The 12153-nt window shown below is 64.3% G+C and carries 12 protein-coding genes and 1 pseudogene; 8 read left to right on the forward strand and 5 right to left on the reverse strand.

Going from position 1 to position 12153, the window contains the following annotated elements:
* Positions 1-741: LysR family transcriptional regulator (locus ABYB95_RS08330; RefSeq protein ID WP_372658011.1), on the reverse strand; the 741-nt coding region annotated here is incomplete at its 3' end.
* A gap of 189 nt (positions 742-930) precedes the next feature.
* Between ABYB95_RS08330 and ABYB95_RS08335 the strand changes: the two genes are divergently transcribed.
* The 3 genes from ABYB95_RS08335 to ABYB95_RS08345 all read left to right on the forward strand — a co-directional run bounded on the left by ABYB95_RS08335 (position 931) and on the right by ABYB95_RS08345 (position 2589).
* Positions 931-1170, forward strand: coding sequence for a CDGSH iron-sulfur domain-containing protein (locus ABYB95_RS08335; RefSeq protein ID WP_008905402.1), 240 nt, complete (start codon positions 931-933; stop codon positions 1168-1170).
* A gap of 9 nt (positions 1171-1179) precedes the next feature.
* Positions 1180-2007: a class III extradiol ring-cleavage dioxygenase gene (locus tag ABYB95_RS08340; protein ID WP_372658012.1), complete on the forward strand. Its 828-nt coding sequence runs from the start codon at positions 1180-1182 to the stop codon at positions 2005-2007.
* A 111-nt stretch (positions 2008-2118) separates the two neighbouring features.
* The gene (locus ABYB95_RS08345) at positions 2119-2589 is read left to right on the forward strand and encodes a luciferase family protein (protein ID WP_008905400.1); all 471 of its coding nucleotides are present in this window, start codon (positions 2119-2121) and stop codon (positions 2587-2589) included.
* Positions 2590-2643: 54 nt separating this feature from the next.
* On the opposite strand, the gene ABYB95_RS08350 is transcribed toward ABYB95_RS08345, so the two are convergent.
* The gene (locus tag ABYB95_RS08350) at positions 2644-4614 is read right to left on the reverse strand and encodes an AMP-binding protein (protein ID WP_372658013.1); all 1971 of its coding nucleotides are present in this window, start codon (positions 4612-4614) and stop codon (positions 2644-2646) included.
* A gap of 100 nt (positions 4615-4714) precedes the next feature.
* On the opposite strand from ABYB95_RS08350, the gene ABYB95_RS08355 reads away from it, so the two are divergent.
* The 5 genes from ABYB95_RS08355 to ABYB95_RS08375 all read left to right on the forward strand — a co-directional run bounded on the left by ABYB95_RS08355 (position 4715) and on the right by ABYB95_RS08375 (position 9585).
* Positions 4715-5398 (forward strand): nitroreductase, encoded by a 684-nt coding sequence (locus tag ABYB95_RS08355; RefSeq protein ID WP_034694535.1) that lies wholly within the window; start codon positions 4715-4717, stop codon positions 5396-5398.
* A 47-nt stretch (positions 5399-5445) separates the two neighbouring features.
* Positions 5446-7083 carry a class I adenylate-forming enzyme family protein gene (locus tag ABYB95_RS08360; protein WP_008905397.1) on the forward strand — a complete coding sequence of 546 codons (1638 nt, stop codon included), beginning with the start codon at positions 5446-5448 and terminating at the stop codon, positions 7081-7083.
* Between the two features lie 23 nt (positions 7084-7106).
* Positions 7107-8306, forward strand: coding sequence for a putative thiolase (locus ABYB95_RS08365; protein WP_008905396.1), 1200 nt, complete (start codon positions 7107-7109; stop codon positions 8304-8306).
* On the forward strand, positions 8303-8734 hold the full coding sequence (locus tag ABYB95_RS08370; RefSeq protein ID WP_372658014.1) for a Zn-ribbon domain-containing OB-fold protein: 432 nt from the start codon (positions 8303-8305) through the stop codon (positions 8732-8734). The genes ABYB95_RS08365 and ABYB95_RS08370 overlap by 4 nt, the downstream gene beginning before the upstream one ends.
* A 590-nt stretch (positions 8735-9324) precedes the next feature.
* Positions 9325-9585: a hypothetical protein gene (locus ABYB95_RS08375; protein ID WP_236944226.1), complete on the forward strand. Its 261-nt coding sequence runs from the start codon at positions 9325-9327 to the stop codon at positions 9583-9585.
* A gap of 32 nt (positions 9586-9617) precedes the next feature.
* Here the strand turns inward: ABYB95_RS08375 and ABYB95_RS08380 are convergent.
* The 3 genes and pseudogenes from ABYB95_RS08380 to bioB all read right to left on the reverse strand — a co-directional run.
* A pseudogene (locus ABYB95_RS08380) lies at positions 9618-10825 on the reverse strand (aminotransferase class III-fold pyridoxal phosphate-dependent enzyme); the annotation flags it as partial.
* Positions 10737-11153, reverse strand: a complete 417-nt coding sequence (gene panD / locus ABYB95_RS08385) for an aspartate 1-decarboxylase (RefSeq protein WP_008905393.1) — start codon at positions 11151-11153, stop codon at positions 10737-10739. The pseudogene ABYB95_RS08380 and the gene panD, both read right to left, overlap by 89 nt.
* Positions 11154-11202: 49 nt before the next feature.
* Positions 11203-12153, reverse strand: a 951-nt coding sequence (gene bioB / locus ABYB95_RS08390; protein ID WP_372658015.1) for a biotin synthase BioB, incomplete at its 5' end; no start/stop codon positions are given.

Genomic DNA, 12153 nt, shown 5'->3' on the forward strand with positions numbered 1-12153 from the left:
CAGATCGTCGTCGACCGTCCATTCGGGGAGGAACGCCATGCCCATGCCGGCGTGCATCGCGTGATAGGTGAGCGTGCTGTCGTCCGAGCGCATCACCGCATTCAGCTTGATCCGCGCCTTGCCGGCAGGTCCCTGCATTTCGAGGCCATCGAGGTTCACGTAGTTGGGTACCACGGCGCTGCACCTGACCAGATCGGAGGGTCTGCGCGGAGAGCCTTCGCGCTTCAGGTAAGCCGGGGTTGCGACCAGGTGGAACTGCACGGGACAAATCGGCCGTGCAATCAGCGCCGGGGACAGTTCGCGCGTGGCGCGCAGCGCGAGGTCGTAGCCGTCGGCGACCAGGTCGATCTTGCGGTTCTCCAGTCGCATGTCGACCAGCACCTCCGGATAGGTGTTGCGGTAGGCCGCCAGTACGCTGGCGAAATGCCGGTTTGCACACCAGACGGGCGCGCTGATTTTCAATTGTCCGCGTGGTGCCTGCGCGCTTTGCCGAAGCGCCGCTTCGGCAGCCTGCAGCGTGTCGAGCGCCTCGCGGCATTGTGCGTAGTACATCGCGCCGGCCTCCGTCAGGCTGAGCTTGCGGCTGGTCCTGTGCAGCAACCTCGCACCGAGGTCTCGTTCGAGCTGGGCGACATGCTTGCTGGCCATCGGAGCGGACATGGTGAGGCGCGCCGCGGCGCGGGAAAAGCTGCCAGCCTCGACCACTTCCCTGAAAACGCGAAGGCTGGTCAGACGATCCATTTATGGTTTCTTGTGAGGAAATGATGTGTTAATAATACAGCTATTGATTAACCAAAATTAAACATTAAGCTATTCCTCATGGTCAGTCGGGTAGACATCCAGTCTCAAAGAGGCTGCCCATCAGCCGCGCTTTCGTTGATGCCTTCAACCAATGCCGTATCACTTCTTAATCATCCTCAGGAGCTCAACATGAGTAAGCCGCATATCGCCGCCACCACGCCGTTCGCAATCGACGTGGAAAAAGGCAAGGACTACTACTGGTGTGCCTGCGGTCTCAGCAAATCGCAGCCGTTCTGCGACGGCAGCCACAAGGGCGGCGAGTTCGTGCCGACCAACTACAGCGCCGACGAAAGCAAGACTGTCTATTTTTGCGGCTGCAAGCAAAGCAAGAACGGCGCGCTTTGCGACGGCACGCATAAAGCTCTGTAAGAGCGGACCATGCCCGTGACAACGGAGCGATTGCCGACCTACTTCATCTCACACGGCGGTGGGCCCTGGCGATACATGATGGCGCAGTCCAACGGCATGTACGACCGTCTGGCGCAGTCCCTGCGGGACATGCCGCGCCAGCTCGGCGAGCGACCGAAGGCGGTGCTCGTGATCTCCGCCCATTGGGAGGAGCGCGAGTTCACCGTGATGGCCGCCGAACGGCCTCCCATGGTTTACGACTACGCTGGCTTCCCCGAGCATACCTACCATGTCCAGTACCTGGCTCCGGACCTGCCAGCGCTGGCCGAGCAGGCGCGGCAGTTGATCCAGACCGCAGGGTTCTCGGCGCGGCTCGATGCCCAGCGCGGGTTCGATCACGGCAGCTTCGCGCCGCTGGTGGTGATGTACCCGCTGGCCGATGTGCCGGTCGTGCAACTGTCACTGCGCGCGGGCTATGACCCGGCAGAGCATTTGGCCGTCGGCCGTGCCCTGGCGCCGCTGCGCGAGCAGGGCGTGCTGATCGTCGGCAGCGGGCTGAGCTACGACAACACGCGCCGCATGGGGCCGTCCGCCGCAGGGCCGTCAATGCAATTCGACGACTGGCTGCAGCAGACCTTGATCACCACCGAGCCGCACCAGCGTGAGCAGCGGCTGATCGACTGGCAAGACGCGCCGGCCGCCCGCGTGGCCCATCCGCAAGAAGACCATCTGCTGCCCCTGATGGTGGCGGTGGGTGCCGCCGGGCATGATGAAACCGTGTGCGTGTACCACGAGGAAGGCTTCTTTGGCGGCGTCACCGTCTCCAGCTTCAGGTTCGGCCAGGAAGGCGGGGTCTGAGTGGCGGTGGCTTGCTGGGCCGGTAGGCGCTTGTCGCCGGAGGGGTGTTGCCGGTTACCCTCGCGGCAGGTGTACAGCAACAAACGATGAAGTGCGAAGACGGAGAACCGCATGACAAGTTATCTCAGCCATCAGCGCCGTGGCGCTCGCCCACAAACGACGCCAAGCGACCCGCACACGCAGCTTGAACAGAATGCGCCGGTAGAACTGCAAGAGCTGGTTTTCGAGAGGGGGCAGTCCCTGGGCAGCGTGGAAGTTGGTCCGAGCCAGGTGTCTGTTCCCGGAGCGCGTGCTTTTTATTTACCGCGATGCGGATGCCAGTCCTTCGGCGCCTTCATGTTCGGCAAGGAGTTCGCCCACATCCACCCGCCCAGTGACGGCAGTCTGCACATGACCTTGCCGCCCGAGATCGTTCCCCAGGTCATCGAAAACGGCTGGGCGGAGTTGCATCCGCTGGCGGGTCAATATGGCCTGCCCGGGAACATCGTGATGGTCTATGGGCCGCGTGACGACGAGGAACTGCAGGTGGTTTGCGATTTGCTGACGGCGTCGCATACTGCGGCGACATCGTCAGAGGCGTGAAAAATCCGGGGCCACATCCTGCCCGTCAGGGCAGGATATGGCGCACAACCAGGCTCAAGCTTTTGCAAGTTTGCCCTGCAGCTCGGCCACCGTTTCCGGGTTGACCAGCGACGACAAGTCGCCCGGACTGTCGCCCTTGTACAACGCCCGCACCACGCGGCGCATGATCTTCATGTTGCGCGTCTTGGGCAGGTCGCTGACCAGCAGCACCTGCCGGGGGCGGTAGGAGGCGCCCATGCCATGGACGACCGCCTGCGACAGTTCGGCCTTCAGCGCCGCGTCCGCCGCCACGCCGGGCATCGGCACGCAGACGCAGACGATGGCCGAGCCCTTGATCTCGTCGGGCACGCCGATCACCGCCGCCTCTGACACCTTGCCGGTGCCGGTGAGCAGGGTTTCGATCTCCGACGGGCCGGTGCGCTTGCCTGAGACCTTAATCGTGTCGTCGCTGCGTCCGAGGATGTAGAACAGGCCGTCCGCATCGCGCATCGCAAAGTCGCCATGCACCCAGACGCCCGCAATGGTGCGCCAGTAGCTGTCGAGGTAGCGTTCGTCGTCGCGCCACAGGCTCTTGGTGAAGCCGATGTTGGGGTTGCGCAGCACCAGCTCGCCGACCTGGCCCGCGCCGACCGGCTCGCCGCTTTCATCGACGATGTCAACCCCGGCGCCGAGCCCGCGCGCGCCGAACGAGCCTGGCCGCAAGGGATGGTGCAGGGTGCCGGTGAAGTTGCAGCCGCCCACTTCGGTGCCGCCGACAATATTGAGGAACGGCAATCGCTCTTTGCAGATGTGCTTGAAGAACCAGCGCCAGGGCGCCTCGGTCCAGGCCTCGCCGCCGGAGCAGGTGATGCGCAGCGAAGACAAGTCGTAGCGCTGGACTTCTTCGTCGCCGTAGCGCATCAGGCTGCGGATCAGCGTGGGCGCGACACCCAGGTAGGTGACTTTGTGATCTTGCACCAGGCGCCAGAAGCGGCCCGTGTCGGGGAAGTCGGGCGTGCCTTCGGCCACCAGCAGGCTGCCGCCGAAATAGCTCGGAATGCAGGCGCACATGGCGCCCACCATCCAGCCCATGTCGCTCATGAAGAAGAAACGGTCGCTCGACTTGAAATCGGCACAGATGTGCATGTCGCGCGTGACCATCGAGCCCAGGAAGCCGACGTGCGTCCAGACGCAGCCCTTGGGCTTGCCGGTGGTGCCAGAGGTGTAGAGCAGCACGGCGGGCGCGTCGGCGGCCATCTCGGCGGTCGGCATGTCGTGAGGCTGGCCGGCGACCAGGCTGGCCCAGTCGTGGTCGCGTTCCGGCGTCATCGGGCATGGGGACGCTTCACCCAGGTGGCGCAGCACCACCACGTGCTGCACGCTGGGCACCTCGGCAAGTGCTTCGTCCAGCACCGACTTCATTACGCCGGGCGTGCCGCGCCGCCAGGTGCCGTCCACCGTCAGCACCGCCTTGGCCTCGCCGTCGTTCAGGCGGGCGACAATGGGCTGCGGCCCGAAGCCGGAGAACAGCGGCATCAACACGGCGCCAATTTTCAGTACGGCAAAGAATGCGACAAAGGTCTCCGGCAGATTGGGCAGGTACAGGCCGACCCGGTCGCCCTGGCCGATGCCCAGCGACTGCAGCGCTCCGGCCAGGCGGCAGACTTCGGCGTCAAATTCGCGGTAGCTCAAGGACTTGCGGTTTTTCGGGTCTTCGCCCTCCCACACCAGGAAAGGCTGGTCCCACACCGGCGTTCCGCGGTGCCGTTCCAGGCAGTTCAGCACGATGTTGGTGGTGCCGCCGATGCACCAGCGTGCCCATTCGATGCCGCGCGAGGTGTCAAGCATCTGCGTGTAGGGCTGGTAGAAGCGGAAGTCGCAGAACTCGAACACCTCTTGCATCAGCCAGGCCGGATCGGCGTCGGCACGGGCACTCAAGTTTTCGAAGTCGGACTCGCCCACTTTGTGCAAAAAAGCGGTCAGGTTGGACTGCGCCATCAGTTCAGGGGAAGGCGCCCAATCAAACGGTTGTTTGGTAGAATTCATGTGGCAATCCTATCCGAACGTCGTATTGGAGTCCAGCGGTGCAGTCTCACCGCGTCGTTTCTTCTCCGCAGCTCTACGTAGTCAGAAAGGCGGTCTATCCGTGCATGTCGACGAAGCGATCCGCAGCCGAAAATCGGTCAGGCGGTTTCTACCTGCCTCCGTTCCTTCCTCGGTGGTGCAGCACATTCTGAGCGTGGCGGCGCGTGCCCCGAGTGGCAACAACGTGCAGCCGTGGAAGGTGTATGCGGTGGCGGGTGAGGCCCGGCAGCGCCTGTGTGATGCCTTCATTGAGGCGGCCACGCACGAGCCTGACCGGCATCAGCCCGAGTACGCGTATTACCCCACGACCTGGGTCGAGCCTTATCTGGAGCGCCGGCGTCGCTGCGGTTTCGGTTTGTATGCCAGCCTGGGCATCGCCCGCGACGACGCGGCGGCACGCGAGCGCCAGATGCTGCGCAACTACACGTTCTTCGACGCGCCGGTGGGGCTGCTCGTCACGCTCGACCGCCGTTTGAACACTGGCAGCTTCATGGACCTGGGCATGTTCATCCAGAACATTCTGGTGGCCGCGCGCGCGCAGGGACTGCACACCTGTGCGCAGGCCGCGTTTGCCTGGTTCCACAAGGTGGCGCGCGCCCAGTTGCCGATCAGTGACCACGAAATCCTCGCCTGCGGCATCGCCCTCGGGCACGAGGATCTGTCGGCCCCGGAGAACGCCTTCATTACCGAACGAACCGATGTGGAGGCGTTTGCCAGCTTCCATGGTTTCGATCCCCAGAGCTGACCAAAGCTTTTCGTTGATTTAATCAAAATTTTCTGAAGAAACTACTCATGATCCTGCATTCGCCTTCTACGATTGAACACTACACTGCCGCCAAACTTTGGGGGGGCCGCACCCTGCTTGATGTGGTTGCGGCACATGTTGTCGATGTTCCGCAACGAGTGGCCATCGTCGATACACCAGACCGTGAGGCGCTCATCGGCACGCCCGCCACCTCGGTAACTTGGAGCGAGTTCGGCAAAGCCGTCGACGCGATTGCCACCGGGCTGATTCGCCGTGGACTTAAAAAAGACGATGTTGTGGTTGCGCAGTTACCCAATGTCTGGGAGTTGATTGCGTTGTACTTTGCTGTGTCCCGCGCCGGAGGCGTGCTGTCTCCGGTGGCCATGCAGTGGCGCGAAACCGAGTTGCGCAACGTCGCAGAGGCCAGTCAGGCGCAGCTCTACATCGGCGTAAAAAATTTCAAGGGCTTCGACCACATTTCGATGGCTGCCAAGCTAGGCTACGCCACCGTGGCGATTGAAGACGTCACCGCTTTGGCCGCACAGGCACCAGACCAGGCCCTGCTGGACGCTGTCAGCGTCAGTGCCAACGATATTTTCAGCCTGTGCTGGTCCTCGGGTACTGAATCACATGCCAAGGGCTGTCCGATGTCGCACAACAACTGGCTTTACCAGATGCGGCTGGTGCCCAATACGGCGGGCATTCAAGAGGGTGACCGTGTACTGGCACCAGCACCGATGGTCAACATGACGGGTGCCGTGGCTTGGCTGAGCTGGCTGGCAGCGCGTGGCACGCTGCTGCTGCACCATCCGCTCAATGTCGAACTGTTCCTCAAGCAAATACTCACGGAAAAGGTTCAGTTCACGATTCTGGTGCCTGCAATCCTGAACATGATCCTCAAGCTGCCCAATGTCGACTGCCTCGATTTGTCATCCATCCGCTCAATCGCCACAGGCTCAGCGCCGCCCTCGCGCTGGAGCATGGAGGAGTTCAAGCGCCGCTGGAACATCGAGATCTGCAACCTGTGGGGGCAGACCGAGGGCACAGGCTTGGTTGGCGGCCCGGTTGACGTGCCGGACTTCGCTATGCGATCGGACCATTTTCCCTGGTGGGGCAAGCCGGGACTTGAATGGCCGTCGACAATGGAAGGCGTACAAGCCAAGCTGCTTGACGAGCAAGACCAAGAATGCACGCGGCCAGGCGAGGTGGGCGAGTTGGTCTATCGCGGACCCAACGTGTTTGCCGGCTACTACCGGCGGCCAGACCTCGCGCAGAATTCGTTCACGGCCGACGGTTTCTTTCGCACCGGTGATTTTTTCATCGTGCGCGATGAACGCCACATCGGCTTTTTTGACCGCAAGAAGGACATCATCATTCGTGGTGGTTTCAATATAAGCGCCGCCGAGGTCGAGAACCTGGTACTCACCCACCCCGGTGTGCAAGAGGTAGCAGCGGTGGCGGTGCCCGACGAAATCATGGGCGAGAAGACCTGTATCTACGTCGTGCCCAAGGACAAGGCCCGGCTGCCGACGCTGGAAGATATCGTTGACCACTTGAAACAAATTGGCGTGGCGGTCTACAAGCTGCCCGAGCATATTGAGTACCTTGACATCATCCCGCGCAACCCGGTGGGGAAAATTTTGAAGGCGCAATTGCGACAACGCGTGCATGCTTCGGGGGCGTGACCTCCAACTCTGGACACTCAATCATGACCCCTCAAACGAACTCATCGCCGCGCAGTCTCCGCGGTGAAACCGCGATCATCGGCGCCGGCATTTCGGCCGTCGGCCGCGTGCCGGGCAAGAGCGCGCTCGCGCTGGCCGCCGACGCAGCAGGCAAGGCGCTTGCCGATGCCGGCATCGGCAAGCACGAGGTCGATGGCGTGCTTTCCAGCTCCGCCTTCGCCTCGCCGTTTCACCGATTCAGCGTAGCCTTCAGTGAGTACCTCGGCATCCAGCCGACGTTCTCCAACACGATGCAGGTCTCCGGCGCCACGGCGGCCACCCTGTTCAACATCGCCGCCGCCGCCATTGCTGGCGGCCTGGCCGAGACCGTTCTGGTGGTGGGCGGCGACAGCTTGCTGACTGGTCTGTCGCCCGACCTGGCCCTGCGCTCGATGACCGAAAGCCGGGACCAGCAATACGAAATGCCATTCGGCATTCCCGTGGCCAACACCTTCGCCATGACAGCGCATCGCCACATGAAGGAGTTCGGCACCACCTCCGAGCAATTTGCCAAGGTGGCGGTGATCCACCGCGAACACGCACGCCGCACGCCGGGGGCGCAGATGACCGATCCGCTGAGCGTCGATGACGTGCTGAATTCCGGCTGGGTGACAACGCCCTACCACAAGCTCGACTGCTCGCTCATCTCCGACGGCGCAGCAGCTTTCATCGTCACCTCGACCGAGCGCGCCAGGGCGCTGGGAATTGCCAAGCCCATCTACATCCTCGGCGGCGGCGAATGCTACACGCACGAGCACATCTTCTTGATGCCCTCGCTGACCACCACGGGCGCGGTGCAGTCGAGCGCCAAGGCCTACGCCATGGCCGGCTGCGGGCCCAAGGACATCGACGTGGCCGGGATCTATGACTGCTTCACCGGCACGGTGATCATGATGCTGGAGGACCTCGGCTTCTGCCCCAAGGGCGAAGGTGGGCGCTTCGTCGAAGACGGGCAGATCACCTACGGCGGCGCCATCCCCTGCAACACCCATGGAGGCCTGCTGTCGTTTGCGCACTCGGGCATGCCGGGTTCGCTGTTTCATTTCTACGAGGTCGTCAACCAGCTGCGCGGAAGCTGCGGTGAACGCCAGGTCGCGGGCGCTGAACTTGGCCTGGTGCACAGCCTGGGCGCCGGTTTTGCGACCAACGCCACCACCATCCTGGGAACGGAGGCCACGCTGTGATCAACCTCAAAGACGCCCACCTCAAGCCACAGCCGATGCCAGATGCAGATTCGGACATCTATTGGCGCGGCATTCAGGAGGGCAAGCTGCTGCTGCAGCACTGCCCAGCGTGCGGCCACGTGCAGCTCTACCAACAGGCGATCTGCCGTGAGTGCGGTAGCGAGCGCCTAGAGCACCGCGCCGCCAGCGGTCGCGCCAAGGTGCATTCGTTCAGCGTGGTTCACCGGGCGCCCGGCCCGGCTTTCAAACAGGACACGCCCTATGCGGTGCTGCTGGTCGAACTCGAAGAAGGTCCGCGGATGATCAGCTCCTTCATCGGCGCAGACCCTTCAGCAGTCACTTTCGACATGGCTGTCGAGTTGGTTTGCGAACCCGTCGGTGGTAGTGTGTCGCTGCCGCGATTCCGGGCGGCCGGACCTCCAGCGTGAGGCAGCGTCGTCGTGCGCCTTCTGAGTGTCTGAGGACATGACCCAACCCAACGCGGGATTTCGGTGGCCGCAGCTTGTTGCTGCGCCGTCCTCCCAGGCGGCAGTCGAGGGGGCTCCTCCTGACCTGACGACGGCCACAGTGGCGCGGCGGGCGATTGCGCCCTTGTCCATGCATGAACGGATCGTGGCCATCGTTGCGCCGGTCGGCTATGGCAAGACGACATTGATGGGCGGATGGTTTCGCGCTTGCAAAGACGCAGACCCCGTGTGGGTGGGACTCGATGCTTCCTGGCGCGACCAGGTGTTCTTTGTTCGCTCCTTGTTGAATGCGATCGGAGGCCCGTCGGAGCCGGTCGCGATGGGGGCCATTGACGCGGCGGCGGTGGTCGAGAGCGGCTTGCTGGCGTTGTTGCAGGCCCTTGGACAACGTCGTCGTCCCATGATGCTTTTTTGCGCCGCTATGCCAGGTCTTTGTGCGCCAGTGGCCGGCAGGACCACAAGATCAGGACCCATTCCACTATGGCGCCGCACAAACGGTTCTGGCCTATGCGCACAAATGCAATTGACGTTTCACCGTGGCCCCCCAGTCCTTGCGCGAGGTGCAAGTGAAGTTCGGGGAGGCTCCTTCGCCTTTCGGCCACATGTGGGTGCGGGTGATCTTTTCCGCCTTGCTGTTCAAGGCGGGGCGGCATCGTGAGGCCCTGGCAGACAGCACCTCGGCGCTGACCGAAGAGCTGGCTTTTGCTCCCGACGCCTCGTGCCTGGCGGTCAGGCTGCGCGCGATCCGCGCGTTGCTGCTGTACGAACGCAACCTGTGCATCGAGGCGATGGTGGATTTGGAGGTGGCGTGACCACTACTGTCGCACCAGGGCATCGTCGATAAGATGGCGTAGATCGTGTGGCCGATGGGGTGCAGCAGCAGCCCCTGCGCCAGCGCGCGGCAGGCATAGCGGCGGCCGAAGTCGGGCAGGCGTGCTGAGCACGTGCCACGCGAAGACCATGCCCTTGCGTCGATCGAAGCGCACACGCGGGTGCTTGGAGATCGGCGCGAACTGCGCGGCCAGCCGCTCGCTGGTGCCCAGGTTCTGGCGCAGCGCGTCGGTCTGCGCGAAGAAGTCCAGCGTGGCCAGCGCGGCGCGGCAGGCCAGCGGGTTGCAGGTGTAGCTGTGCGAATGCAGGAAGCCGCGCGCCACCTCGTCGTCGTAGAAGGCGGCATAGACCGCGTCGGTGGTGAGCACCACCGACAGTGGCAGCGTGCCGCCGGTCAGGCCCTTGGAGAGGCAGAGAAAGTCGGGGCGGATGCCCGCCTGCTCGTGCGCGAACAGTGTGCCGGTGCGGCCGAAGCCGACCGCGATTTCGTCGAGCACCAGGTGCACCTGGTGCCGGTCGCAAAGCTCACGCGCGCGTTTCACATTTCAGGTACAGCGGGTCGTGCATGGCCTTGCCGGCGGCGCACTGGATCAGCGGCTCGATGATCACCGCAGCGGTCTCGTGCGCGTGTTCGGCCAGCCAGTCGCCCAGTGAGGCGGCGGCCCCCTCGGCCACGTCGGCCGGGGTGTCGCCGGGCGCGGCCTGCCTGGCGTCGGGGCTGGGCACGGTGGCGGCCATGCGCACCAGCGGCGCGTAGGCTTCACGGAACAGCGCGATGTCGGTCACGGCCAGCGCGCCCACCGTCTCTCCGTGGTAGCCCCCGGCGACACTGACAAACCGGCACTTGCCTGCCCGGCCCGCATTGCGCCAGTGGTGGGCGCTCATCTTCAGCGCGAACTCCGTGGCACTAGCACCGTCGCTGCCGTAGAAGGCGTGGCCAAGGCCGGTGCGCGCGGCCAGGCGTTCGGAGAGTTCAACCACTGGCCCGTGGGTGAAGCCTGCAAGCATCACGTGGCCCAGTGTGTGCAGCTGGTCGATCAGCGCGGCGCGGATCGCGGGGTGGTTGTGGCCGAACAGGTTGACCCACCAGGGCTGCGCTGGCGCCAGGCCGCGTTGGCCGACACGGGCTGCGTCAAAGCTCGGCGCCCAGGGGCAGGATGACCGGGTCGCCGGCCTGCGGACCTGCGGGCTCGCTGCGGATCTCGACGATGCGGTTGGCAGCGTCGGGGAACACCAGCTGGGGCACGGCCTCGTCGAGCTTGTCTTCGTGCACCATGCCGAAGGCCGCGATGATCACCAGGTCGCCCACGCTGGCGCGCCGGGCGGCCGAGCCGTTGAGCGAAATGATGCCGCTGCCGCGCGGCGACCTGATGGCGTAGGTGATGAACCGTTCGCCGTTGTTGACGTTCCAGATGTGAACCTGTTCGTTGGGGCGGATGTTGCTCGCCTCCAGCAGGTCTTCGTCGATGCCGCAAGAGCCTTCGTAGTGCAGCTCGCAGTGGGTGACGATGGCGCGGTGGATTTTGGATTTCAGCAGGGTGCGGAACATAGGGGATTTGCTTGAACGGAGGGAGCCTCGGCCATCGACAGGGCCAAGGTCAGGCGTGCGCCCGCGTGGTGTGCATGCCCGTGCGGGCCAGCAGGTCCTGGTCGGCTTCCACGTCGGGATTGCCGGTCACCAGCAGCTTGTCACCGTAGAAGATGGAGTTGGCGCCGGCCAGGAAGCACAGCACCTGGGTCGATTCGTCCATCTGCCGGCGCCCGGCCGACAGGCGCACCTTGGCCCTGGGCATGGTGATGCGGGCCACCGCCACGGTGCGCACGAACTCCAGCGGGTCGAGGTCGGGCTCGTCGGCCAGCGGCGTGCCGGGCACCTTGACCAGGTGGTTGATCGGCACCGACTCGGGGTACGGTGCCAGGTTGGCCAGTTGCGCGATCAGGCCGGCGCGCCCGGCGCGGGACTCGCCCATGCCCACGATGCCGCCGCTGCAGACGTGGATGCCGGCCCCGCGCACGTGGCCCAGGGTGTCCAGCCGGTCCTGGTAGTCGCGGGTGGTGATGATGTCGCCGTACAGCTCGGGCGCGGTGTCCAGGTTGTGGTTGTAGTAGTCCAGGCCCGCGCCCTTGAGGCGTTGCGCCTGGTCACCCGTGAGCATGCCCAGGGTGCAGCAGGCCTCCAGGCCCTCGTCCTTGATCACGCGCACCAACTCCTCGACCTTTTCCAGGTCGCGGTCGTTGGGCGCTCGCCAGGCGGCACCCATGCAGAAGCGCGAGGCGCCGGCCGCCTTGGCGCCGAGCACGGCCTCGCGCACTTCCTCGGGCGTCATCATCTTGGTGGCGGGCACGCCGGTCTCGTAGTGCACCGACTGCGGGCAGTAGCCGCAGTCCTCCGGGCAGCCGCCGGTCTTGATGGACAGCAGCGTGGCCAGCTCCATCTCGGTGGGGTCGTGGTGCTCGCGGTGCACGGTCTGCGCGCGGTGCATCAGCTCAGGGAATGACAGGTCCAGCAGGGCCTGCACCTCGGCCACCGGCCAGGCCTTCTGGCGGGC

The organism is Hydrogenophaga sp. (assembly GCF_041633695.1).
Lineage (GTDB): Bacteria > Pseudomonadota > Gammaproteobacteria > Burkholderiales > Burkholderiaceae_C > Hydrogenophaga.

What these genes read in the sequence shown, in the direction of transcription:
- ABYB95_RS08335 (WP_008905402.1), top strand. Translation starts at nt 931, where the DNA reads ATGAGTAAGCCGCATATCGCCGCCACCACGCCGTTCGCAATCGACGTG.
- ABYB95_RS08345 (WP_008905400.1), top strand. Translation starts at nt 2,119, where the DNA reads ATGACAAGTTATCTCAGCCATCAGCGCCGTGGCGCTCGCCCACAAACG.
- panD (WP_008905393.1), bottom strand. Translation starts at nt 11,153, where the DNA reads ATGTTCCGCACCCTGCTGAAATCCAAAATCCACCGCGCCATCGTCACC.
- ABYB95_RS08340 (WP_372658012.1), top strand. Translation starts at nt 1,180, where the DNA reads ATGCCCGTGACAACGGAGCGATTGCCGACCTACTTCATCTCACACGGC.
- ABYB95_RS08365 (WP_008905396.1), top strand. Translation starts at nt 7,107, where the DNA reads ATGACCCCTCAAACGAACTCATCGCCGCGCAGTCTCCGCGGTGAAACC.
- ABYB95_RS08360 (WP_008905397.1), top strand. Translation starts at nt 5,446, where the DNA reads ATGATCCTGCATTCGCCTTCTACGATTGAACACTACACTGCCGCCAAA.
- ABYB95_RS08350 (WP_372658013.1), bottom strand. Translation starts at nt 4,614, where the DNA reads ATGAATTCTACCAAACAACCGTTTGATTGGGCGCCTTCCCCTGAACTG.